We start from the raw sequence: 23,459 nt of genomic DNA, 5'->3' as shown, positions 1-23,459 counted from the left end.
ACTATAATACAGGATGGAAGGAGGATAAGGATGAAAATACTTGTAGTTGATGATGAATCGAGTATTCGTAATTTGATTCGAATGCAGTTAGAGATGGAAGGATATGAAGTATTAGTAGCGGCTGATGGTAGAGAAGCGCTAGAGAAGTGGAAGGAAGGGCCGGATGTATTGATTTTGGATGTTATGCTTCCAGATACAGATGGGTATGAGTTACTTCGCTTGTTCCGTGAGAAGGATAGGGATATTCCAGTACTCATGTTAACTGCAAAGAGTCAGATGAATGATAAATTGCTCGGCTTGCAGCTCGGTGCGGATGATTATGTAACGAAGCCTTTCAATTATGCGGAGCTCATTCTTCGTGTGAAGAATATGAGTCGGCGTGTGAAGAAGGAGGAGGTCATTACAAGCCACGAAGTAATTCGAGCTGGAGAGTTAATAATTTGTCCTAAGGAAAGAAAATTACATGTTAGTGGACAAGAGATTCAGTTAACGTACCGAGAATTTAATTTATGTCAGCTGTTTGTTTCAAATCCACAGCGTGTATTTATGAGAGATGAGTTACTCGAGAAAGTGTGGGGCTTTGAGTATATCGGAAATACGAGAGCGGTTGATATTATGGTGCAAAGATTACGTAAGAAGCTTGGTACGAGCGGAGAATATATTAAAACAATTTATGGCGTGGGCTATAAGCTGGATTGTTAAGTGGTGATGATATGTCGTTAAAACGGAATATGGTATTTGGAATAGTTGGATTGTTGATTCCAATTCTTTTTCTTTTGTATACGGTTGTTTATATTTCACTAGAGAAGAATATGTATCATAATGCAGCAGATTCTCTTGAGAAGTTAAGTGTAGAGGCACAAATTTATACGATGAATTATTTAGAGAAAGAAGCAGAAATCGAGACGTTAGGTCCGAATTCGCTTTTAATTGCTTCGTACTTAGCGAAGCGGATGGATGTCCGTGTACAGATGATAGGAAAGAATGGAGATGTTGTTGCAGATACACAAAAAGGAGCGTTACTTCATCGAAATATTGATATTGAGAGTTCTTTGAAGGGTAAGAAAGCTTATGTTTTTGCGGAAGGAGAGCCAGCACCCATTATTTTGTTTTCAAGCCCGGTTTATTATGGAAACGATGTCATTGGGAGTATTCGTTTTATAGATGAGTTAACGGGTGAGAAGGAAGTTTTAACAAATGTGAGCTGGACTTTTTTAATGACATCTCTTTGTTTAGTGGCTGCAGGTATTTTCTTTGCGGTTCGTTTAGCTAGGTCTCTTCATAGGCCAATTGATCAGTTGAGACAAATGGCAAAGCGGCTTGCGAATGGCGATTATGAAAGTAAGATTGAGCTAAATGAGTATGTGGAAATTGCACAGCTTTCAGCATCCTTTAATGCGATGGCTGATGGAATTGAACTGCATATTAAGCAATTGAAGGAAGAAAAAGAGAAACAGAAAGATTTCTTGGACCGTATTACGCATGAGTTGAAGACACCACTTACGGCAATTATCGGTTATGTTGATTTAATTCCGAAGTTACACTCGAAGGAAGATGTGCAAGAGAGTCTCCGGTATGTAGCTGTAGAAAGTGAGCGTCTATTATCACTTGTAGAGGAATTACTTAAGTCTTCAAAGTACGGGACGAGTACGTTTGAAGTGTCACCTACAGTTGTGAATATAAAAGAATTAGCAGAAGAAGCAGTTTCAATTGTGAAACCTCGTCTGCAGCAATTTGAGATTGAAGTGATAAATGAGTTAACGGATGTACATGTCGTTGCGGATTTTGATAAGACGAAGCAAATCTTTTTAAATGTACTTGATAATGCAATTAAATATAGTGATGCTACGCAAATTCGCATGAATGTAATTGTAAGTGAGCATGAGGCGAAGGTTTTTGTTCATGATGATGGTATCGGTATAGATGAGGATGTACTTGCCGAGTGGAATGGGTCTCCAGGAGGGAAAATGCTTCCTTCTAGTTATGGGAACGGCTATGGTTTGTATATTTGTCAGGAGATTATGAATAAGCAAGGCGGAAGTGTGCGAATTGAGAGCAGTGAAGAGATTGGTACTACGATATTTATTACATTTTTGCTTCCAAGACGAATGGAAGACATAAAAAACTTGAAAGCGGTTAAATGATACATTTATGAAACAATTATGCGGTATTTTCGAAACAACGTTTTTTTATCTTGGAGGTAGGCAGAAATGAAAAGGCTATCATTTCAAATTCTTATGTTTGTCTTTTGTATCATTGTTTCTCTTGTTTTGTTTTATGTTGTGGAGAAACAAACATATAATCGAATCACAATTGTGAATGACAAACAAGCCGTTTTACAAAGAGTGAACGAATCTCTTCCAATTGAAGTGAAAGTAAGACATGAAAAGTGGGGAGAAATTGTTGTAACGGATGAAGTTCGTTTACATACAATTGTTTCATTCTTTGACCGAATTCGAATAGAGCCGAGAGAGGCAGAGAGACAAGAACAAGTATTTACTGGAGAAGTAACGTACTTGAATGGACATAAGCGTACTTTTGCAGTAGGTGACTTGTTCCAGTATGAGGCGAACGTATACGGGAAGAAGGGCACTGATCCGATGATCTCGGCATTTCAAACGTATTTGTTAAGCCTGTATTACACGCCAGAGCGTATTAGTGATTTCTTCGCTTCAGCAAAGGATGTCATAGTACGTCAAGGGAATGTAGTACGTACTATCAATCTTACGCACATGCTTGATTCTATTCGGTACGCAAAACAAATTACAGATTACGGAGAAATTCAGAAATTATTACAATCACAGAATGAACCGATTGCTTATATTACAGCTTATAAATCAGGTAAGCATGTAAAGAATGAGCGTGAAGATATTCTTACGATTTCTGTGTATCCATCGTACTTTGTTGTGCAATACCTCGGTGATAATAACGGGAATGTCATGTATATGAAAGGCTCTCTAGCAGAGTTATTCGTAAAGGAGAATGCGTCATGAGAAAGATAGCCTTTTTCTTCTTTTTGCTAGTAATTGGAGGAGCGATGTCTAGTTGCTCTCGAGATACAACCTCTATTAAATATAATAAAAGTGGTCTCCCTATTTTGGATGATCGTCATCTTGTTGCATATGTAGCGGCCCGTGAGGAAGTTGGTGAGGCATTGCTTTCATCATTTTGTAAACCGCGTGGATGTACGTATGAATTTATTCGTCTTTCGACAGAAGAACTTCTTCGAAGAGTGGAAGAAGAATCTGGAAATCCGAAAGCGGATATTATTATTGGCGGTACAGTAGATGCACATCAAATGATGAAGCAAAAAGATCTGTCTATTCCTGTGACGAGCCAGCATGCGAATCGTATTTCAAAAACTGTTAAAGATAAAGATGGTTATTGGTACGGTTACGAAGTAGAGAAATTGGCAATCGCAATTAATAAAGAGCGGTGGAACGAAGAAATAGCACCGCTTGGCCTACCGTATCCATCCAGGTGGCAAGATTTATTAAACTCTGCGTACACAGGAAAGATTGTTATGCCAGATCCAAATGTTTCGGGTACTGCATATACGTTTTTTCAATCACTTATTGATACTTTAGGTGAAGAGGAAGCGAAGGCGTATGTGAAGCATCTTGCAGGACAGGTTGGAGAAGTAACGGTGAATGGTTACATACCAGCAGAACTTGTGGCAAGTGGTGAATATATGATAGGCATCAATTTTATGGGAGATCAGAGAATGCTTCAAAAACGAGGCTTTCCTATTTTAAGTAACGAACCTGAGCAAACAGGTTTGTCTGTCAATGCGATTTCGAAACTAAAACGTGCACCGAGTGGTATTATTGCGGATTTATTTATTGATTATTGTTTATCAGAAGAAGCGGGTCACATTTTAGAAAAAGTTTCGTTTGGCGTACCAACGATGTTTGCGAAGAATGAGAAAGAAATAGAAGGACAGCCGGTTAGAAGGACGAACCAAAATATATCAAATAGTGGAATAATCGAGATATGGAATAGACAGCGTCTCTCTCAAAAGTGAGAAAAGGAGACGAGTGTATATGTTTAAATGGCTTAAGCCAGCACCTGCAATTGAGAGATTACCAGCGGATATGATCGCGAAAGTATATACGTTACTACGTATTCGTGTGCTAATCGGAATCTCTGTTGGATATGCTGCTTATTATTTAGTGCGCAGTAATTTTACGTTATCAAGTACGTATTTAGTACAAGAATATGGTTTTAGTACAGCTGAAATTGGACTACTAGGTTCAGTAATGGCGATTGTTTATGGATTTAGTAAGTTCTTTATGGGGAATTTATCAGATAAAGCTTTTGCCCAGCGCTTTATCGCAGTCGGATTATTCTTATCAGGGCTTGTAAATATTTGTTTCGGGTTTGCATCTTCATTTGGAATGATTGTTACATTACTTGTCCTGAACGGTATTGTACAAGGTATGGGAGCACCACCTTGTAGTATCGTTATGACGAAATGGTTCTCAAAGAAAGAACGCGGTACGAAAACAGGTATTTGGAATATTTCACATAACGTTGGCGGAATGCTTGTGCCACCACTTGTCGGAATTGGTGTAGGTATTTTCGGTGAAAGTCATTGGCAAGGCGGCGTATTTATTTTCCCAGCGATTATCGCAATGGTAATTTCAGTTCTTGTTTGGATCAATGCGAAGGATACACCAGAGTCTGAAGGTCTTCCTCCAATTGATGAGTATCGTAATGACTATGAAAATCTTGAAAAAGCAGATAATGCTAACAAGATGTCACCAAAAGAGATTTTAATGAAATATGTAGTAAAAAATAAATTTGTATGGTTCTTATGTATTGCGAATGCATTTGTTTATTTAATTCGTTTCGGTGTTATTAACTGGGTTCCACTTTATTTAACGACAGTTAAAGGTTTTTCAAAAAATGAAGCACATGCAGCATACGCAATCTTTGAAGGTATGGCAATTCCAAGTTCATTAATCGTTGGTCTTTTAAGTGATAAATTATTTAAAGGGAAACGTATGCCATTGTGTATTATTAGTATGGTTGGAGTTGTTATTGGTACGTTTGTATATTGGCAAGCAACTAGCGTACTTGTTGTAAGTATTGCAGTTTCTATTATCGGATGTTTAATTTACGTACCACAGTTCTTAATCGGTTTAAGTGCAATGGAATTAGTACCGAAATTTGCGGTAGGTACGACAGTTGGTATGTGTGGTCTGTTCGGTTATGTGGGTGGAAGTCTTGTAGCAAACGCAGCAATTGGTGTTATTGTTGATCGTTCTGGCTGGGATGGTTGCTTTATCTTACTATTAACAGGTGCGATTTTATCAACAGTCTTCTTGTTCATCGTTCAACGTGGACATGAGAGAAAAGATCCTAAAGCGGCGTAATATTTTGTTTGAAAAGCTATTCAATTTTTATATTGGATAGCTTTTTCTATATAATATAATATTTCCTTAAATCTATCTTAAAAGACAAGATGTCATATTTCTAATCATTGGAATTTTTGTTACAATATAAATGGATGTGTAAAACTTTGTAAAAATAATGTAATAATATGTAATGTATTTTCAGAAAGTTTTATACAATTTTTTTATATTAAACTATTAAGTTATAAAGGGAGAGAGAATATGTTACCAAATACGGTTCGTACTCCAAATAAGAAGAAAAAATGGATTATTATCGGAGTTATTGCACTAATTGTTATTGTAGCAGCAGTTAATATTTTTATTATGCAAGGTAAGAAGAAGGGCGCATCAACAACGGCTGATGCTGTAAGTTTCGAGAAAGTGACAGAGCGTAAGCTGAATAATACGAAGTTAGTTTCTGGTCAGGTGAAGCCTGGGAATATTGAAAGTTTCTATGCGGATCCGGCCAAAGGAAAAGTGAAAGATATTGAGGTAAAAGAGGGACAAGAGGTAGAGAAAGGTACGAAATTATTCTCTTATGATAATGAAGAGATTAATCTTCAAATGAAGCAAGCTGAGCTTGATCAGAAGATGGCAGATATGCGTTATGATCAAGGGAAAAAGAAGATTGATTCGCTCAAGAAAGAAATTAAGAAGGTGAAAGATAGCGGAGCTGGGAAAGAAGTAACAGATCCTATGGAAGAGCAAGTAAGTGAGTTAGAAATAGCGCAAAAAACAACTGACCTTGAGAAAGAGAAAGGGAAGTTACAGAAAGAAGAGTTAAATAAAAAGCAGAAAGAGCTTACGATTTATAGTAATTTTGCTGGTGTTGTTCAAAAGTTAGATAAAGATGCGGCGCAAAGTTCATCTCAAGCGTTAGGTGGACAAGGGAAGGCATTTTTACAAGTTGCTTCTAAAGACCCGTTCCAAGTTCAAGGGACTTTAACAGAGCTTCAGAAGTCACAAATCCAAAAGGATCAAACATTCACTGTAACTGCGAAAGCAAATAATAAGAAGAAGTGGACAGGTAAGATTACAGAGGTAAGTGAATTCCCAACGAGTGCAGAGATGGGTCAAGCTGGTGGTGTAGGTGAAGCAACTCAAAATATGTCCCAATATACATATAAAGCAAGTCTTGATAGCCAAGACGGTTTATCTCCAGGTTACCATGTTTCATTACAAGTAAACTTAGAGAATAAGACGATGATTGCTGTTCCAAGTAAGAGCATTGTAGAAAAAGGCGAAGATGCATTTGTTTATATTGAAGACAAAGGAAAACTTCGTAAACAAAATGTGAAAAAAGGTTCTACTGATGGAGACTGGACAGAGGTTGTTGAAGGCGTAACAGTGGGGCAAAAGGTGGTTAAAAATCCTTCCGACAACGTGTATGACGGAATGGAAGTGAAAGAGAAATGATTACGTTAAATAATATTTCTAAAACTTATTATCAAGGGAAATTGGCAGTGCCGATTTTACATGGTATTAGTTTAACGATTCAAAGTGGTGAGTTTGTTTCTATTATGGGGCCGTCTGGTTCTGGTAAATCCACGCTTATGAATATTATCGGTTGTTTAGATCGTCCAACAGAAGGCGAATATATGCTGAATGATGTGAATATCTTAACAGCAGACGAGTCAAAGCTCGCTTTAATTCGTAATGAATATATCGGCTTTGTATTCCAGCATTTTAATTTACTGCCGCGTCTCTCTGCAGTGGAAAATGTTGAACTTCCGCTCGTATACGGTGGCGTGAAGAAAGCAGAACGTCGTAAGCGTGCCTTAGAGGCGTTAGGTAAAGTTGGATTAGCAGACCGCGTACATCATTTACCGAATGAATTATCAGGTGGACAGAAGCAACGTGTAGCGATTGCAAGGGCAATTGCGAATAACCCAACGTTCATTATGGCCGATGAGCCGACTGGTGCGCTAGATACGAAGTCTGGTGAGCAAGTTATGGATATTTTTACGAAGCTTAATGCAGAAGGTACGACAATTGTTATGGTTACGCATGAAGAGGAAGTAGCGGCTTATTCGTCTCGCCGCATTGTACTGCGAGACGGGAAAGTTACAGAAGATAGAAGGTGTGCAGTATGAGTTTACTAGATAGTATGAAAATTGCCTTATCGTCTATTTTAGCTCATAAACTACGCTCGGCTTTGACGATGCTTGGGATTATTATCGGTGTAGGCTCTATTATTACCGTCGTTGCGATTGGGCAAGGTGGGGAAGCTGCATTGAAATCTCAATTTGTTGGATCAGGTAATCAAACGGTTCCGATTCATTATAGTGCTGATATGAATGATCCTTTCGGTATGGGGATGGTAGAAGCACCGAAAATAACTGAAGAAGATATTTTTGAAATTAAAAAAATCCCAGAAATCTCACATGTTGTAACAACAAATTCAAGTATGGAACCACTTGATATTGAAGATAAAGTAGAAATGGTGAGTATTACTGGATTAGACAGTGAGTATTTTTCAGTAAATAAAGTAAAGTTGTTAAAGGGACGTTCTTTACAAGAATCAGATGTGGATCAAGGTAATAACGTTGTCATGATTAGTAAACAAATGGAGGAAAAGGTATTTAAGGATGCCAATCCAGTCGGTAAAATTATTGAAATGAAGGGTCAACCGATGCAAATTATTGGTGTCTACAAATCAGATAACGAGTTTATGGGAATGGGACCATCAGAAGCATTAATTCCAATTTCATTATGGCCGACACTGTATGGAAAAGATGAAATTCAAAATATTTCTGTTCAAGCAAAAAATGTAGATAACTTAGAAAAAGCAGGTAAAAAAGCTGCAGATGTCTTAAACAGTCGTAAACCGAGTGATGCAACTGGTAAATACGAAGTTATGAATTTAAAAGAACTTCAAGAAGGTATTTCAAAGATGACCGGCATTATGACGATGATCATCGGCGGTATCGCTGGTATTTCACTAGTCGTTGGTGGTATTGGTGTTATGAACATTATGCTCGTATCTGTAACAGAACGTACGCGCGAAATTGGAGTACGTAAAGCACTTGGAGCGACGCGTAGTAAAATTTTATTACAGTTTTTAATTGAAGCAGTTATGTTAACGCTTCTAGGTGGTTTAATCGGAATTGGTCTTGGATATGGCGGGGCATATATCGTTTCCACATTTGCGAAGTGGCCACCGCTCGTTTCATGGGAAGTTGTCGTTGGAGGAGTGCTATTCTCTATGACACTTGGTATTGTTTTTGGATTAATTCCAGCAAACAAAGCTGCGAAATTAGATCCAATTGAAGCATTACGTTATGAGTAATTAATAGTGTAGTAGAACTACACATTACCGTTCTAGTGGGCGGTTCGTAGCCTCTTACAATGAGGAAGTGAACCGCCCGTTAGAACGGGTTATATAAATAGAAGGAGGCGTTATAATGGAAGCGAATTTGAATACGCAAAAGGTTGGCGGAGAGAAGCCATCATTATTTGGAATGATTACTTCTCCTGGTGTGCAGTTTGAGAGAATGAAGACTAGTAATGCGGTTTGGGGTGCTTTTTGGTTACTGGTTTTATTAGCGGGGATCATAGGAGGACTTGCTTCTTATGTTTACTCTTTAACTCCGGAGGCGATTAAGGTTAATAAGGATTTAGGTATTACTGTTACGCCTGTAATGTCGTTTGGTACGGGTGCAGTATTCGGTGCTATTGGTATGGCGATAGGTTTCTTTATTAGCGCAGCAGTGTATAAAGTATTAATGATGTTAATGAGCAATGATACTTCTTATAAGAAATTATTAACAATTAGTGTGTATTCAAGCATTATTTCATTACTTGGTTTATTAATTAATACAGTTTTAGCACTTGTTTTAGGCGGATCAGGACAAGAAATGTATACTGGCTTAGGACCGATTTTCGCTTCAAGTGGTGGTGTTGCAAAAGGTATTGCAAATAACATTGAAGTGTTCACAATTTGGGGATTTGTTATTACATGGTTAGGTCTTCAAATTACGGCTGATTTAAGTAAAAAGAAAGCAACAATTCTTATGGTTGTCTTCTTTATCTTAACTATTGGATTTGGCGCAGTAAAAGGCATGTTCCAATAATAATAAAATAAAATAAAAAAGGTGGCTCTCTAGAGTCACCTTTTTTATTTTTACCCTTACTTCAAATACCACCAACAAAGTTTCAAATACTGCCTAGTGTAATTTCAAATTCCTTCGGTAGTATTTGAAATTACTCACAGTGAAGTCTCTTCTTTATTTTTATATTGTAAAGGTACCGCGGAATAACAAAGGGGTATACCTTTTAGAAATAGGTACTATGTGAAGCCAGCGACTTTTACAGAGACGGTTGTTTTGTATGAGGGAATGATTGTAAATCAAATAAAAAAGTTAAGTATTTATCAAGATCATGAAGAGTATTATCAATGTGGTTTAATTGGTCTTTGGTATGCGTATGAAAGATATGAGGAGGGGAAAGGAAGTTTTCCTGCTTATGCGGTGATAACGGTACGTGGTTATATATTGGAAAGACTAAAGAAAGAATGTGTAATGCAGGAGAGGTATGTGTGCGTCGGAGAGTACGATGAACAATTTGAGTCTGAAGAAACGGGAATGAGAGCACAGGATTTTATGAGTGTGTTAAATAAGAGGGAGAGACACATTATTTCGGAACGATTTTTTGTAGGGAAAAAGATGGGTGAGATAGCCTGTGAAATGGGAATGACATATTATCAAGTGAGGTGGATATACCGGCAGGCACTTGAGAAAATGCGAGATAGTGTAAAGGGATAAAGAGAATAAATAGAATGGAAGATAAGAGAAAGATCACCTTCCATTCTATTTGTTTTAAGATAGTAAATGTGGCATGAGGTTTTATGAGTGTAGTGAATCTTGCATGTTCATTTGGGATAAAACATATCCAGCTTTCCATAATTGCTGACTTAACTTATGGGAACTAATTTGTATCGTTACGGTAAATCCGTTTGAGAAAAAAATTTTAGCTTTTTTAGTTTTTTGAAAAACTCTATTGTATGGATATGCTTGTAGAACAACCAAATACAGTTTGGAGAAGCAGGAGATTCTGTTGGAAAAGCGCAAATATATTCCTTATGATTAATTGGAATCGGAACGTTTTGTTTGAATTTAAAGTTTGCTTGGACTGCATTACGTCTGCCCTGATAAGTAGAATAAACATCTGTTAGACAAGATTTCTGTATGAGCTGGAGAGCGGTTTGGCGGGAGTAAAGGTGCTTCCCGCTACTGTCGATAATTTTTGTACGGTAAGAGGGGTGCTTACATGGCTCTAACATCATTGTAGAACTAGAAATAAAAATATCATTTTCATTGTTCATTAGTATAATGCCTCCCTTGTAATTTTTATTCTGAATATAATTATATATAAATTTTGTAAAGTCACTATTAATATTCTGTTTTATATTGTAAATTTTAGTTATTCGTTTACAATCAACAGATGATAGTCTTTCTAATTTGCATCGCTTGTACATATATATGAAAATAGAAAAGAATAGGCGGTGATATAGCATGAAGAAAAAGTATATTATTATAGTTCTAGCTGTTGTTCTCCTAGTTTATTTAGCGAATAGTAATCCGAGTAAAGGAGAATATACGGATTGGGCAGCGAAGCAGTTTATGAAACGTAATGATGTAAGTAAGAAGCTAGATGAGGTTCAAAAAGAAAATGAAGAGGGTCTTCTTGGCGATTTAGCATCGGCAGGTAAGAAGTTGGCGAAAAAGTATGTTGAGCCACAAGTTGGATTATTAATCGACCATTATACAAAGCGAAATGATTATATTTTCTTCTCAACATATACGACTGATTTCGATTTAGGTGGAGAAAATTATAAATATGTATGCGTCGGTTTTTCAAAGATTTTTATTCCGATTGAAATGCCGAAGAAAAAAGACGAATCTGCAAAATAATGCAGATTCGTCTTTTTCGTTTATTCCGCTGTTTGTGGGCAGTCAGACTCCTATCTCAAAATTCGGCTGGAGAGAAGAAGTTAGTTGGGAGCCTTACTGCCTGTAAATGCCCGATTGGTGAAGGTTAATAATCAGTAGGGATGAACAAAATCCCCACTGATTAAAGTTTTACTTTATAGAGTAATTGGAACTTCGGATACATTTTTTTCTACGAGACGGGCTCCTTTTTTTCGGGTATTTTCATCAATTGATGAAAATATAGATGACGCAAGAATGGTATCCATTACTTGATTTACGACTTGTGCATCGACGGGTGTGATGGGCTTATCGATAGAAAAAACAACTGTTTTTCCATCTTCTTTCGTGAAAATCAATTCGAGTACTTGCATGCTTTATTCCCTCCTTATTATTTATACGTTAGCAAGATCTGAAGTACTTACAAGTTGTACAGCGTGAAGTGATGATTCTTGTAAGGAAGCAAGGGCACGGGCTACGTTGTGTACTTGCTCTAAGTTTGCATTTGTTTTAACGCGTTTAAATTGTTTGTTCTTCAAAGTTGTTTTTCCATTCTTATCTAATCCATTGTTTAATACAAGACGTAGAGTTAAATCCATTACGATTGTTTCAACTGCCATGTTTATCACCCCCTTTCACTTTATAAATAGGGGGCAAATGTCATGTTTTGGCGTGAAATTTTTTCTTTTTTTTGGTACTCTTAAAAGACTAAGAGAGGGGTTTCGGAAGAATGAATCGTAAATGGTTATTTTGGATTCCTGTATTACTATGGATGGGGCTTATCTTTTATTCCTCAGCACAACCATATAAAAAACAGGATATGCGCTCGGATATTGAACAATATGTAAATGTTGAGTTTGTGAAAGAGCATTTTTCATGGGTATCTATCGATTATGGTGGAGGTACACCTGTTAGTATTGCAAATAAAGGTGTGGGCGGATTTGTTGAATTTTTCCTTCGTAAAGGTGCTCATTTTATGGTGTTCTTCATGCTCGGTTCTTTGACGTATTATGCTTTTCATCGATCGGGTTGTTCGAGAAAAAGATGCTTTATATATGCCCTTCTTTTCGTTGCAGGGTATGCAACATTGGATGAAATCCATCAATGGTTTACGGGAGACCGTACACCGATGTGGCAAGATACATTACTTGATACGTGCGGCGGATTGACAGGAATTATAATAAGTAATTGGTTTTGGAATAGAAAAAGGAGCTAATCTCATTTCGAGATTTGCTCCTTTTGTTTATACACCAAGTAATTCTTTTAATTCGTCTGTTGATAGTTCAGTCATCCAACTATCACTTGTAATGACCGCATTGTTTAGAGATTGTTTTCGTTCTAACATTTCATCAATTTTCTCTTCTAATGTTCCTGTTGTAATAAGTTTGTGAACATGAACGAATCGTTTTTGACCAATACGATATGCACGGTCCGTTGCTTGATTTTCTACAGCTGGATTCCACCAACGATCGTAGTGAATGACATGATTAGCGGCAGTTAAGTTTAAGCCTGTTCCGCCAGCTTTTAAGGATAAGATGAAAATGTCATACGTTCCGTTTTGGAACTGTTCGATCATCTTATCACGCTCTTTCTTCGGCACACTGCCGTTTAAGAAGAGGACGCGCTGACCAAATGTTTCCTCTAATATGCTCTTTAGCATGTTTCCCATGCTGATGTATTGGGTAAAGATTAAACAGCTCTCATTCTGATCTTTAATATTTTCGATTAGTTCCATTACCGTTTTTGTTTTCATAGAACGTTCAACGATATCTTTCGGTTCTGTTTCTTTTAAATAAAGAGCAGGGTGATTGCAAATTTGTTTTAGTTTATTCAACATTAGTAATATGAACCCGCGACGTTCAATCCCGCTTAGCCCTTCAACATTTTGTAATGTATCTTGAACAAGTTGCTCGTATAAGGAAGCCTGTTCACCAGTTAGTGGGCAGTAAGCTTTCTGTTCCTGTTTATCTGGTAAGTTTAATGCGACTGTTTGATCTTTCTTCGTTCGACGCAGTAAAAATGGTGAGATAAAGCGTTGGACTTGTTGGATTTTTCTTTCATCACGGTCTTTTTCAATCGGTGTGACGAAGCGGCGCTGGAATTGTCCTAAACTGCCAAGATATCCATGATTAATAAAGTCGAAAATGGACCAAAGCTCGGCAAGTCGGTTTTCCATCGGTGTACCAGTTAAAGCAATTTTATGATTTGCCTGCAAGTTGCGTACTGCTTTCGACTGTTTCGTATGTGGGTTCTTAATATTTTGTGCTTCATCCAAAATAACAGCGTCCCAGCATAACGAAGTAAGTTCTTCCTCGTCAAGTTGAGCTAACGCATAAGACGTTAATACAACATCTGCTGATTGAAGAAAATCTTTAAATGAATCTCCCTTATCGCGGTTACTTCCATAATGTAATTGAACGCGTAAATTTGGTGCGAAACGCTCAAATTCTTTTTGCCAATTTCCAAGAACGGATGTCGGCGCCACGATTAATGCAGGACCTGTTTTGAGCTTGTTTTCTTTTACATATAGTAAGTAAGAGATCGTTTGAATACTTTTCCCAAGTCCCATATCGTCCGCTAATAATGCCCCAAATCCAAGTTGTCGTAAATATAATAACCATTCAATGCCGTGTTGCTGATACGGACGAAGTGTTGCGTTTAGTGAAGTAGGGACATCTACTTTTGGAATATCTCCAATATGGAGTAGCTTTTGGAATAGCTCTTCATAATATCCGTCTAGTTCGATTTCAATATCAGTAAACGGACTATCTTCTTCCACAATTTCTGTTTCAGCAGTGTTTGATAAATGTTGCTGGAGGACATCTTTCATTTCTAGTCCGTATTTATCGGCACGGTTCATTAGTTTTCTTACTTCTTCAATAAAGGCTGGATCCAGTCGCATCCATTGACCATTTATATTGAATAATCGTTTGTTTTGTTCAATGAGTTCGAAAAATTCGCTTTCCGATAAATCAATTCCGTTCGTTGAAATGCGCCAATCAAAGTTAACGAGCGTATTCATGCCGAAGAAAGATTGTGTTTGTGCTGTGCTTTGCTTCAGCTGTACACGCAGCTTCGGTTTTGCTGCTTTTAAATTTTGCCACCATGATGGTAATAAAATTGTAATACCAGCTGCAAGTAACTCGTCACTTGCTTCTGTTAAGAAATTCCAAGCTTCCGTTTCAAACAGTTCTTTTCTGAACGTATCCCCTTCTTTTAGCCACGGTACGAGCTTACTAAAGCCTTCTTGCGTTTCCGTAATACGCTCTTCGTAATCGTGCCATCTTTTCGGTAAGGAATCAATGTTTTCATATACATATATGCGATGTGCCCCGCGCTTTGGTGCCACAATCGTTTCAAGCTTCCACATTTCAAATTCCTCTTGTGGTTCTTGCAGTCTTAGTCCAATTGTAAAGGGAAGGTCATCTTCAATGTAACCGATTTTTCGAAGCCAATCTTCTTCATGTAGCGCTGTTTCCAGCTGTCTTTTCGTAAAGTCGTAATGTTCGTATAGTCTCTTTGCATCTTCCCATCCGTCATTTGATCGGTTATCTTGCAATATACTTTCATTTACCGAGGTTGAGAAAAGCGTTGCTAATGTGTCATCTTCGATTGGTGTATTTTGAACTTTCCAAGATGGTTGTTTGGACCAATGTTCCATATCGGGTACGAAGCTACCGCTTACGAAGGCATCCCATAATTCATTTGCATCTTTCGTAAGTGCTGTAATAGGATCGTTCATTTGAATATGTGCAAAGGAGTTCATCGGTTTGTTTGCGATGTATTCAAATGCTTGTGCGTTTGTTAGCATAACACCTTGTTTCCCTTCAAAGGTTGCTTCTTTTAGAAACGTGCCATAGAAGGAAGTGGCGTGCCATGTAAATGCATTTCGTTTCCAACTAGTTACGGATAATGGAGTACCGCTGTCATCTTCGCCCCAAAGGAACCAACCTTGACTAACATGCTGGAGCCTAATTGTTACTTCAGTTTGATTGATCATCGATTAATTTTCCTTTCCGTAATTCCTCTTGTAGTGCACGAAGGCGTGAATGTAGATTGGCGATATGAATAATGAAAGCATCCCATTCATCGGTGCGTTTTAAACGTTTATATAATGTACGTAATTTCTTTAAGTAGCGAACTGCACGTCTATATGATTTACGGTTTCGTTCTTCAATGGCCTCTACAGCAGCAAGATGATAAAGAGGAAGTACCGCTTCTGGCGCTTCTTTTTCAATATCTTTCAATGGCTCTTTCAATAGTTCAATTGCTTCAAATCCATATAAGAGATGAAGTTCGGACCATGTACGATACTGCTTCTTCGCGAGTACGTATTGTTCGTAGTTTGTGAAACTATACGGTAATAGTTCTTGTAAAATCATTTCGAATCCAGCTTGTTCATTTGTATGCGTTGCATATGTTTCGTACATGATTACAAATAACCGAACGATATCTTTTATGAAGATTGTATCCTCGTGCTCATGTATGGTTTTCTTTACTTGTTTATACGTAAACGAAAGCCAGTTTTTTCCGCGATCCCACTGCATGGCGCTTAATAGCTCTTCTAACCAATAGAAATAAAGACTTACAACAGAAGCAGGCTGTTTTTTTAGTAAGTCCATTGCTAGTAGGTCTTCGTCATTTAAAAAGAATAGATGAGAAGATGCTAATGCTTTGGAAAGTGGATTTATTTTCGTGACAATTCGTTTTTCTTCTTCTTGCAGTTGATTTTTATTGTTTAACAGTTCACTCCATATGTGACGATAAATAAAAAATCTCTCCTGTGTATAGGCATCAGTGGAGAAGAATACTTCGTGAACGAGACGAGCAGTTTCTTGTAAAATTGATTCAGACTCTAAAGGAATCGCTTCTGATTGTAGGTCCCGAACGATGGATTCCACTTTATCCACAAATAGGCGAACGACGTTAACAGGTTGGTGATAAGAATACGTTTTATTTACTTCGAATGCCTGAATTTCTTCTAATAATTTTTGAAAGCAATAAAGTGCCGCGTGTAGTCTGAACAATTCATGTATCGCAATGATACGCGGAGCTTTCCGCTCGAGTTTCGTATAGAAGTCTGTAAAAATACTCATAAGAAAATACATTTGTTTATAAGTAAGCCGAGCTTGTTCTTTTTTAAATGATTCATATTCGTTGTCAAAATATGATTGCCAACTTTTATAATCCGTTTCTTCAAAAGCTGATGATTGCAATACTTGTCTTGCAGTTCGAATAGGAGGAAGAGAAGGTTTCGTATTATTTTTAAATAAAGTTAATACATCTCCTACTTGCCCGAAACTAGACGCTGCAGATAGTAACACAGCGAGCATATGCTCACATTGCGTTGGTGCGAAGCAATCGCAATAGCTTTCAGCGACGTTACGAATCGGGATATGAACGCTATATACGCTGCCTTCAGCATCTACAGTTCCTGATAGCGTGTAACCATCAAAGTCAACGTTGTAGACAACACCACTACGATATAGGTGCCGAGCTGTAGCGACATGTTCCTGATCAGCTGTTTGCTGTGGATCTAGTCCTTGAACGAACTCATTCGCAATCATCATAATTTCATCTTTCGTAATTGAGTGTTGCAGCATAATATTCCTCCGTACACATATTTCTTTCCTTTACCATTATAAACAAAAAATGCTCAAAACAGAAAAAATGAAATTTAGATTATCATATCGTAACTGTGAATGGGAAGATGCTGTATCATTCTCTTGGTACAAATAATACGTTGAAACCAGGGGAAGTATCTGGTCCGACTCGTTAACGTAAGAAAGACTATCTCTTGTAATTGAGATAGTCTTTTTGCGGTCAGAAGCGTGTCTGCTTTAATGTCGCTTGTACATACGGATCCTTTACTATTTGTTCGACTAGCGGTAGCATTGCTTGTTCGAATGGAATATCGATAGGAAATGGCTTTTGTGAGCCTGGTTTTATCCCGTATTGTACAATTTTGTAATGTATATTTCCTTCATGGCCGAGCACAATTAATTTATAGCGATTGTCATCGCCGGCGAGTGAAAAATCAATGGAAGTAGCATCATATGTTACTTCGTCTTTATATATATAAGGTTTTGGTGTACCAATCCAGTCTACTTTTACTTGTACATTCATGATAATAGCCTCCTCATAGCTATTATAAATAAATAAAAGCCAGCTCTCAACAAAGAGAACCGGCTTTTATTTAGCAGTCATTGGTTATTTTAAAATTTTCACTTTAACAGTTTTGCGTCCCCATTTTTGGGCAGCGCTATCTGATCCAAGTAGAATGTCGATACGGTTACCTTTAATTGCACCGCCAGTATCTCCAGCGATAGCTTCTCCATAACCTTCAACCCATACTTTAGATCCTAATGGGATTACTTTCGGATCAACAGCGATCATTTTCATGTTTGGATTCGCAGTTAAATCATGACCCATTGCAGTTAATACACGGCCGCCATATGTGCCACCGTTTTCGCTCGGGTGAGCTGTATATGCTGTAGCTACAACTGTTAACTCACGACCACCAGAAGGTTCGCTAGTTTCAGCAGCTTTCACAGCAGGCTTAGCAGCTGGTTTTGCTTGTGCTACAGGTGCTTGAGCTTGAGCTGGTGCTGCAGCTTTAGCAGGAGCTGGTGTTTCTTGTTTCTCAATAACAGGTGCTGTACCTGTTAAGAAAGGAACATGAACATAAGCTGTTTTCCCGTTATATTCAAATTGTAACCACTCATTTTGTACTTGGTTCGTTGTTTCGATCATATCGTCCTTCTTCAACGTTCCAAGAATTTCTGAGTTTGTGTTCGCTTCAGCACGTACGTTTAATACGTTAGCTGTTACGTAGTAGATGCTTTTTGTGAACTCTGCACTTACGAATGCGTCTTTACCATCTAAAGTGATTTTTGACCATCCGTTCTCTGTATTTAGAACATCTATTTTATTACCGTTTAGTAATTTACCGACAACTTTTGATTCAGTAGTAGGGTTTTCGCGTACGTTTAGTACGTCTGTTGTTACAACAGTTTCTGCATTGGCAGATGATGTGAAAATCCCAAGACCAAAAACTGCTGCTGTTGCTATACCAATTAATTTTTTCATGATAGCCTCCATTGCGTTTGTTTTCGTGTCCTCATTATAGCAACAGATTTTTTCGGATTTGGGGAAAACACACAATTACAAACCATTCGTAATCAGTCGTTAACATCCTGTAATATAACAAAAAATATAGGAAAGCGTTTTTCATTCTATATGATTAGTAGGTTTCTAGTTATATTCAAAATATTTAATACAACATATTTTTTTCGTCGTAAATAAAAATGTTACTACAGTATTACAAAACGTTTACTATACAGTTACATTCCTTGAGTATTTTACCGTTTTATGGGTAATATAGTTATATAAACATAAACATTTCGTTTGTGAAGCTATAAACATGTGCTATATACTAGTAAAAAAACCGCATAATTGTTACAAGAAGAAAAGGTTGCAAGGAAGGAATTTGCCCTTTTTTACATATGTAACACATCCTTTTTTGGGAAAATACATTCCCATCCGCATTTTTCTCGCACAATTTGGCAGCAGTATTTCTACCTTGTAGCTCTTGCAGAGTGAAAAGGTTATACGGAAGGTAAGGCTGTCTATAAGAATTCTAATTGGTGAAGGTGAAAGTAAGAGATTTGAAAGAAAATCACCGCAAAAATTATAGTTTTCTATCCGATTTAACATATCGGAATTTATGTTATTTACAAAAGTGAAACCTACGAAGGGGGATTTGATGAGGAAACTGACAAAGACATTCATCGTTTCATTAACATTATGTATTGCATTTACAATTTGGGGGATTATTCCCGAATCTATTATTGGACAAGGTAGCCTAGGAAATGTAACAACTGCAATTCAAACTGCACTAGTTAGTAAGTTTGGATGGTTTTATATTATTTCTGTTTCTATCGTTTTAGGTGTGTCCATCTTTTTAATTGTCTCGAAATACGGTTCTATTCGTTTAGGTAAAGATGATGACGAACCTGATTATAGTTATATGACATGGTTTGCTATGTTATTTAGTGCTGGTATGGGTATCGGTTTAGTTTTCTGGGGTGTTGCGGAACCATTAAACCATTTATACGCACCTCCGTTTGGAGATGGTGCAACTGAGGAAAGTGCGCGTCTTGCACTGCGTTTTTCATTTTTCCATTGGGGATTACATCCTTGGGGACTATATGCGTTTGTAGCGTTATGTATTGCGTACTTCACTTTTAGAAAAGGAAAAGCAAGTACAATTAGTGCGACAGTAGGTCCGTTATTTAAGGGCGGGGAACATGGGCGTATTGCTCATTCATTTGATGTGTTAGCTGTGTTCGCGACTGTGTTTGGTGTTGCGACATCATTAGGTCTTGGGGCAAAACAAATTGCAGGTGGTGTTAGCTATTTAACATCTATCCCTAATTCATTAACGACACAGTTAGTTATTATCGCAATCGTAACAGTTCTTTTCATGTTATCTGCGCAAACCGGTCTTGATAAAGGAATTAAATATTTAAGTAATACGAACATTATTTTGGCATTTGCACTTATGATAATTGTATTATTTGCAGGTCCAACAAACTTTATTATGAATTACTTCACTTCAACGATTGGTTCTTACATTCAGGAATTGCCAGGCATGAGTTTCCGTTTAAGTCCATTGGATGAAGGCGGAAATCAATGGATCCAGTCTTGGACAATTTTCTATTGGGCATGGTGGATTGCATGGTCACCATTCGTAGGTACATTTATTGCTCGTGTGTCACGAGGGCGTACGATTCGTGAGTTTGTTATTGGTGTGTTACTTGTTCCGACCGTAATTGGTGCACTTTGGTTCTCTGTTTTCGGCGGGACTGGTATTCATATGGAGCTGTTTGGTGATGCGCATATCTTCGACAAAGTGAAAGAGATGGGAACAGAAGTAGGATTATTCGCTATGTTCGATCAGATGGGTAGCTTTGGATCAGCTTTATCAGTTTTAGGTATTCTACTTATTGCAACATTCTTTATTACATCAGCAGATTCTGCGACGTTTGTTTTAGGAATGTTAACGACGCATGGTAGTTTAAATCCACCGAACCGCATTAAAATGGTTTGGGGTATCGTTCTAGCCGCGATAGCTTCTACCTTATTATATGTTGGTGGATTAGAAGCATTGCAAACGGCAGCTATTATTGCGGCATTCCCATTCGTCTTTGTTATTTTCTTTATGATGGCAGCATTATTTAAAGAATTGCAAAAAGAAGGACGTATGAAGCAACATAAATAATAGAAGGAAAAGGGCTGATTTCATATCAGCCCTTTTTTATCCCTCTATTTGTGGCAGTAAGACACCCACCTCAAAATTCAGCAAAAGCAAAGAAGTTAAGTGGGGGATGAATAAAGCCCCACTGATTAAAGTTTCATTTTATATAGAAGAGATTTTAAATACAAATCAGGGAAATAAAATACTGTACTATATAAGTAGTATGCCTTTTATACGAAGAAAAAATGATAACTTTCGACAACATTCGATATTTTATGAATTCTATTCATATTTTTGTCAAAAATATGTCGGAAATGTGTTGTCACTTTTATGTATATGTGCTATATTATTTCCTGTAAGCGATTTCAAATAGTTTTAAAGCGCATTCAAGGGGGACATCTAGAATAATGAAACGTTACGAAAGAAAGTGGAAGCATATTTGTTTGAAACGTGTGGCACATCGAAATGTGCAAGAAAGCACGGAACCTAAGACTGAAACGCGCAAAGATCAGCAAGAGAAGCAATTGGTTCTACAAAAATAGCAATCACTTTTTCGTATATAAATGAAGGTCGATCGTTCGTTGGGGGATGGACGTGAAATTACTTTCAGCTAAGGGGTATTGTCTGATATATAATTTATACGGCAATAAATAAGCACAGAGCATACGGCGCTCTGTGCTTATTTTTATTATTTATCTTTTTTGAATCGAACGGTTTTATCCCAGCCGATGACTTGTTTCTTGCTCTTTGCACGTAAGTATAAGATTAGACTGCGAATAAATAAATACGTGAAGAGCTGTGCGTACGTAAAGTACATGATGACGCTAATAAAAATATTCGTCGGTGTAAAGGTTCGTTCGACGCTCTGGGCACTAAATAATTGCGAAACATATGTAATATATGCAACATACCACATAAATAGTAACGGAATACTATATTGAATCTGGAATATCCCGAGTAGTCCAATGACAAACCAAACGTTTGAAATGATTAAAAATAGCCAAAATACGACATACACTAACACTTGCTGTAAGGAATGGACAAGAAGTTTCCCTTTAAAGAAACTTAATGAAGAAAACATCTTTTCTAAAATATAGAGATTTCCTTGGAGCCAACGTGTACGTTGTTTAATAAGAATTTTTAAATGCTCAGGTTCTTGTTCCCATGTAATCGATTCTGGAACGATTGGTAAGAGATAGCCTTTTTGTGTAATTCGTAATGTTAATTCAGCGTCTTCTGCAATTGCATAAGGATCATAGCCACCAAGCTCTTCTAAGGCAGAGCGACGAAGAAGCATGTTCGTTCCTGTTAGTGAACCTGTTTGGAATAGTAACCAGCGTCCAGATTGCATAAGGAGCTGGAAGATTTGAAACTCTAGTGAAATCATTCGTGTCAGCCAGTTTCTGTTTTCATTGACTGTACGAACGTGTCCAACAGCCCCAACGGCATCTTTGGTTGTTTCAGCATGTTCGACAAGCATTCGCAGAGCATGTGGTTCAGGTTGATTGTCCGCATCGTAAACGCAGAAATATTCACCATTCGAAATACTAAGCCCATAGTTTAATACACGTGATTTTCCTTTTGGTTCACCAGGCGGGACAAGAATGTGACGGATATGAGCATAAGCTTTGTCAAAGTCATCACCAATTTCAGGTGTTTCATCCTGAGAATTATCGTTTAATAAATAAACAGTTAGTTTGCCTGGATATTCAATCTTTGCCATCGCCTCTAATGTATCTTTAATAACGACCCCTTCATTATGGGCGGGTATTAAAATATCAACGCTCGGATAATGTTCTAGCGTACGATCTTTTCGTTTACTATTTCGGTGAATTAAGCCTGCGAGTGTTAAGAAAGAATAATAAACGAGTAAGCCAGAGAATAGAAAGGCTGTAAAAATAAGTACGTATTTAATTGAAAATGCGATGCTAATCCAAAAAACGAGTACACAGAATAAAAGAAATAAAAGGAGTATAACAAGCGTCATCATAATAATGTCGGTCCTTTACTTCCGATTTGCTCTCGCGAAATTTTTATATCTTGAATTGCTTCAGCAGCAAGCCATTGCCCCATTTTTGGCTGTAGGCGGTTCATTACAATGTTAGCACCGGCTTCATTTGTGTTTTGTAGTAAAATAACCAGTGTATTGCTATCGTATTCAGCAGCAAGGTCAAAGTCATTTCTTACCGTTTCAACTAATAATGAAGCTACACGGTCCATGACGCTTTCTTTCGTGTATTTACTAAAGGAAGCGAAATCGAAGTATATGATAATACCTGATTCATTGCGACGATTCATTGCAGTTATTAATAATGCTTGTCTTCTTTCGAATTCTTGTCTCGTTAATAATTTTGATTCTCCAATGTATTGTTCTAGCGTTCTCACACGCTCAGTTAATTCTTTATTCTCATGAATAACTTTCTTTAATAGATGTGTTGAGATATAAACAATGAAGAAGTTTGCTACCATCAGGAAGTGAGTAATAATGTACTCCCATTGATCTGATGTACTCCATAAGTAAAGCCACGCTTGATAGAATAAATAGAATACCGAAATAATGGTTCCCAATATGAAGAAAACAAATGCGGTTTTATCAGGCAAAAATAGAAATAGTACATTAACGATTACATATATAATTGTAAAAATGAGAGCATGCTCATAATGCGTCACATGTACAGTTGTAAAATAAAATAAAATTTGTAAAATCCACATAGAGAAGACTTTATAGAAATTATTTTTCACAAAACTTTCCTCCTTAAAGGTAATTCAGGCAAGGATACTTGTAGTATGCGCAATTAATAAGAATTAGACCATGTAACTGCAATTCTTTTTTAATAGAACAAAATGAAGTAGTATCTCCCTTGCACAAGAAAAAAT

Annotated in this window: 21 protein-coding genes and 1 pseudogene; 13 read left to right on the top strand and 9 right to left on the bottom strand. The window is 37.3% G+C overall.

Annotation, left to right across the window (positions count from 1 at the left end):
- The first annotated feature begins 30 nt into the window (after positions 1-30).
- From BTOYO_RS12375 to BTOYO_RS12330, 10 genes are all read left to right on the top strand, one after another.
- Complete coding sequence (locus BTOYO_RS12375; protein WP_000699587.1) at positions 31-702, top strand: response regulator transcription factor; 672 nt, start codon at positions 31-33, stop codon at positions 700-702.
- A gap of 11 nt (positions 703-713) precedes the next feature.
- Complete coding sequence (locus tag BTOYO_RS12370) at positions 714-2,144, top strand: sensor histidine kinase (protein ID WP_000054063.1); 1,431 nt, start codon at positions 714-716, stop codon at positions 2,142-2,144.
- 66 nt (positions 2,145-2,210) lie between these two features.
- Positions 2,211-2,993, top strand: a complete 783-nt coding sequence (locus BTOYO_RS12365) for a DUF3919 family protein (RefSeq protein ID WP_000826599.1) — start codon at positions 2,211-2,213, stop codon at positions 2,991-2,993.
- On the top strand, positions 2,990-4,024 hold the full coding sequence (locus BTOYO_RS12360; protein ID WP_001225622.1) for an ABC transporter substrate-binding protein: 1,035 nt from the start codon (positions 2,990-2,992) through the stop codon (positions 4,022-4,024). Before BTOYO_RS12365 ends, BTOYO_RS12360 begins: the two co-directional genes overlap by 4 nt.
- Positions 4,025-4,043: 19 nt before the next feature.
- Positions 4,044-5,378 carry an MFS transporter gene (gene pgtP / locus BTOYO_RS12355; protein WP_000477572.1) on the top strand — a complete coding sequence of 445 codons (1,335 nt, stop codon included), beginning with the start codon at positions 4,044-4,046 and terminating at the stop codon, positions 5,376-5,378.
- Positions 5,379-5,618: 240 nt separating this feature from the next.
- Positions 5,619-6,812: an efflux RND transporter periplasmic adaptor subunit gene (locus BTOYO_RS12350; protein WP_000937340.1), complete on the top strand. Its 1,194-nt coding sequence runs from the start codon at positions 5,619-5,621 to the stop codon at positions 6,810-6,812.
- Complete coding sequence (locus BTOYO_RS12345; RefSeq protein ID WP_000631636.1) at positions 6,809-7,489, top strand: ABC transporter ATP-binding protein; 681 nt, start codon at positions 6,809-6,811, stop codon at positions 7,487-7,489. The genes BTOYO_RS12350 and BTOYO_RS12345 overlap by 4 nt, the downstream gene beginning before the upstream one ends.
- Positions 7,486-8,685 carry an ABC transporter permease gene (locus tag BTOYO_RS12340; RefSeq protein WP_000054399.1) on the top strand — a complete coding sequence of 400 codons (1,200 nt, stop codon included), beginning with the start codon at positions 7,486-7,488 and terminating at the stop codon, positions 8,683-8,685. The genes BTOYO_RS12345 and BTOYO_RS12340 overlap by 4 nt, the downstream gene beginning before the upstream one ends.
- Positions 8,686-8,800: 115 nt before the next feature.
- Positions 8,801-9,469, top strand: a complete 669-nt coding sequence (yknW, locus tag BTOYO_RS12335) for a YknW family membrane protein (protein ID WP_000387953.1) — start codon at positions 8,801-8,803, stop codon at positions 9,467-9,469.
- A 219-nt stretch (positions 9,470-9,688) separates the two neighbouring features.
- Positions 9,689-10,159 carry a sigma-70 family RNA polymerase sigma factor gene (locus BTOYO_RS12330; RefSeq protein ID WP_000801309.1) on the top strand — a complete coding sequence of 157 codons (471 nt, stop codon included), beginning with the start codon at positions 9,689-9,691 and terminating at the stop codon, positions 10,157-10,159.
- An 81-nt stretch (positions 10,160-10,240) separates the two neighbouring features.
- Here the strand turns inward: BTOYO_RS12330 and BTOYO_RS12325 are convergent.
- Positions 10,241-10,719 (bottom strand): annotated as a pseudogene (locus BTOYO_RS12325) (competence protein ComK).
- Positions 10,720-10,909: 190 nt separating this feature from the next.
- Between BTOYO_RS12325 and BTOYO_RS12320 the strand changes: the two are divergent.
- The gene (locus tag BTOYO_RS12320) at positions 10,910-11,308 is read left to right on the top strand and encodes a DUF4359 domain-containing protein (RefSeq protein WP_000731398.1); all 399 of its coding nucleotides are present in this window, start codon (positions 10,910-10,912) and stop codon (positions 11,306-11,308) included.
- Between the two features lie 173 nt (positions 11,309-11,481).
- Here the strand turns inward: BTOYO_RS12320 and BTOYO_RS12315 are convergent, their stop codons facing one another.
- Positions 11,482-11,697, bottom strand: coding sequence for a DUF2922 domain-containing protein (locus tag BTOYO_RS12315; protein WP_001197606.1), 216 nt, complete (start codon positions 11,695-11,697; stop codon positions 11,482-11,484).
- Between the two features lie 21 nt (positions 11,698-11,718).
- Complete coding sequence (locus tag BTOYO_RS12310; protein ID WP_000257697.1) at positions 11,719-11,943, bottom strand: DUF1659 domain-containing protein; 225 nt, start codon at positions 11,941-11,943, stop codon at positions 11,719-11,721.
- 110 nt (positions 11,944-12,053) lie between these two features.
- Here BTOYO_RS12310 and BTOYO_RS12305 point away from each other — a divergent pair, with 110 nt between their 5' ends.
- Positions 12,054-12,539: a VanZ family protein gene (locus BTOYO_RS12305; protein ID WP_001080720.1), complete on the top strand. Its 486-nt coding sequence runs from the start codon at positions 12,054-12,056 to the stop codon at positions 12,537-12,539.
- 27 nt (positions 12,540-12,566) lie between these two features.
- Here the strand turns inward: BTOYO_RS12305 and BTOYO_RS12300 are convergent, their stop codons facing one another.
- The 4 genes from BTOYO_RS12300 to BTOYO_RS12285 all read right to left on the bottom strand — a co-directional run bounded on the left by BTOYO_RS12300 (position 12,567) and on the right by BTOYO_RS12285 (position 18,412).
- Positions 12,567-15,323 (bottom strand): DEAD/DEAH box helicase, encoded by a 2,757-nt coding sequence (locus BTOYO_RS12300; RefSeq protein WP_000610103.1) that lies wholly within the window; start codon positions 15,321-15,323, stop codon positions 12,567-12,569.
- A complete protein-coding gene (locus tag BTOYO_RS12295) occupies positions 15,307-16,926 on the bottom strand; it encodes an SWIM zinc finger family protein (RefSeq protein WP_000939155.1) in 1,620 nt (539 codons plus the stop codon). Before BTOYO_RS12295 ends, BTOYO_RS12300 begins: the two co-directional genes overlap by 17 nt.
- A 220-nt stretch (positions 16,927-17,146) precedes the next feature.
- Positions 17,147-17,449 carry a DUF3910 family protein gene (locus tag BTOYO_RS12290; protein ID WP_001102789.1) on the bottom strand — a complete coding sequence of 101 codons (303 nt, stop codon included), beginning with the start codon at positions 17,447-17,449 and terminating at the stop codon, positions 17,147-17,149.
- An 84-nt stretch (positions 17,450-17,533) separates the two neighbouring features.
- Positions 17,534-18,412, bottom strand: coding sequence for a cell wall-binding protein EntA (locus BTOYO_RS12285; protein WP_000733308.1), 879 nt, complete (start codon positions 18,410-18,412; stop codon positions 17,534-17,536).
- A 676-nt stretch (positions 18,413-19,088) separates the two neighbouring features.
- Between BTOYO_RS12285 and opuD the strand changes: the two genes are divergently transcribed.
- The gene (opuD, locus tag BTOYO_RS12280; RefSeq protein WP_001230123.1) at positions 19,089-20,606 is read left to right on the top strand and encodes a glycine betaine transporter OpuD; all 1,518 of its coding nucleotides are present in this window, start codon (positions 19,089-19,091) and stop codon (positions 20,604-20,606) included.
- A gap of 664 nt (positions 20,607-21,270) precedes the next feature.
- On the opposite strand, the gene BTOYO_RS12270 is transcribed toward opuD, so the two are convergent.
- Both BTOYO_RS12270 and BTOYO_RS12265 read right to left on the bottom strand, forming a co-directional pair.
- Positions 21,271-22,572: a glycosyltransferase family 2 protein gene (locus tag BTOYO_RS12270; protein ID WP_000988736.1), complete on the bottom strand. Its 1,302-nt coding sequence runs from the start codon at positions 22,570-22,572 to the stop codon at positions 21,271-21,273.
- On the bottom strand, positions 22,569-23,324 hold the full coding sequence (locus tag BTOYO_RS12265; protein WP_000794326.1) for a diguanylate cyclase domain-containing protein: 756 nt from the start codon (positions 23,322-23,324) through the stop codon (positions 22,569-22,571). Before BTOYO_RS12265 ends, BTOYO_RS12270 begins: the two co-directional genes overlap by 4 nt.
- Between the last annotated feature and the right edge of the window lie 135 nt (positions 23,325-23,459).

It is taken from the genome of Bacillus toyonensis BCT-7112 (assembly GCF_000496285.1).
GTDB lineage: Bacteria > Bacillota > Bacilli > Bacillales > Bacillaceae_G > Bacillus_A > Bacillus_A toyonensis.
The sequence above is the reverse complement of the archived record's forward strand: the minus strand, read 5'-3'. Positions and strand labels throughout refer to the sequence as shown.

What these genes read in the sequence shown, in the direction of transcription:
- opuD (WP_001230123.1), top strand. Translation starts at nt 19,089, where the DNA reads ATGAGGAAACTGACAAAGACATTCATCGTTTCATTAACATTATGTATT.
- BTOYO_RS12345 (WP_000631636.1), top strand. Translation starts at nt 6,809, where the DNA reads ATGATTACGTTAAATAATATTTCTAAAACTTATTATCAAGGGAAATTG.
- BTOYO_RS12320 (WP_000731398.1), top strand. Translation starts at nt 10,910, where the DNA reads ATGAAGAAAAAGTATATTATTATAGTTCTAGCTGTTGTTCTCCTAGTT.
- BTOYO_RS12375 (WP_000699587.1), top strand. Translation starts at nt 31, where the DNA reads ATGAAAATACTTGTAGTTGATGATGAATCGAGTATTCGTAATTTGATT.
- BTOYO_RS12370 (WP_000054063.1), top strand. Translation starts at nt 714, where the DNA reads ATGTCGTTAAAACGGAATATGGTATTTGGAATAGTTGGATTGTTGATT.
- BTOYO_RS12290 (WP_001102789.1), bottom strand. Translation starts at nt 17,449, where the DNA reads ATGAATGTACAAGTAAAAGTAGACTGGATTGGTACACCAAAACCTTAT.
- BTOYO_RS12340 (WP_000054399.1), top strand. Translation starts at nt 7,486, where the DNA reads ATGAGTTTACTAGATAGTATGAAAATTGCCTTATCGTCTATTTTAGCT.
- BTOYO_RS12305 (WP_001080720.1), top strand. Translation starts at nt 12,054, where the DNA reads ATGAATCGTAAATGGTTATTTTGGATTCCTGTATTACTATGGATGGGG.
- BTOYO_RS12270 (WP_000988736.1), bottom strand. Translation starts at nt 22,572, where the DNA reads ATGATGACGCTTGTTATACTCCTTTTATTTCTTTTATTCTGTGTACTC.
- BTOYO_RS12365 (WP_000826599.1), top strand. Translation starts at nt 2,211, where the DNA reads ATGAAAAGGCTATCATTTCAAATTCTTATGTTTGTCTTTTGTATCATT.
- BTOYO_RS12285 (WP_000733308.1), bottom strand. Translation starts at nt 18,412, where the DNA reads ATGAAAAAATTAATTGGTATAGCAACAGCAGCAGTTTTTGGTCTTGGG.
- pgtP (WP_000477572.1), top strand. Translation starts at nt 4,044, where the DNA reads ATGTTTAAATGGCTTAAGCCAGCACCTGCAATTGAGAGATTACCAGCG.
- yknW (WP_000387953.1), top strand. Translation starts at nt 8,801, where the DNA reads ATGGAAGCGAATTTGAATACGCAAAAGGTTGGCGGAGAGAAGCCATCA.
- BTOYO_RS12295 (WP_000939155.1), bottom strand. Translation starts at nt 16,926, where the DNA reads ATGCTGCAACACTCAATTACGAAAGATGAAATTATGATGATTGCGAAT.
- BTOYO_RS12350 (WP_000937340.1), top strand. Translation starts at nt 5,619, where the DNA reads ATGTTACCAAATACGGTTCGTACTCCAAATAAGAAGAAAAAATGGATT.
- BTOYO_RS12310 (WP_000257697.1), bottom strand. Translation starts at nt 11,943, where the DNA reads ATGGCAGTTGAAACAATCGTAATGGATTTAACTCTACGTCTTGTATTA.
- BTOYO_RS12315 (WP_001197606.1), bottom strand. Translation starts at nt 11,697, where the DNA reads ATGCAAGTACTCGAATTGATTTTCACGAAAGAAGATGGAAAAACAGTT.
- BTOYO_RS12360 (WP_001225622.1), top strand. Translation starts at nt 2,990, where the DNA reads ATGAGAAAGATAGCCTTTTTCTTCTTTTTGCTAGTAATTGGAGGAGCG.
- BTOYO_RS12300 (WP_000610103.1), bottom strand. Translation starts at nt 15,323, where the DNA reads ATGATCAATCAAACTGAAGTAACAATTAGGCTCCAGCATGTTAGTCAA.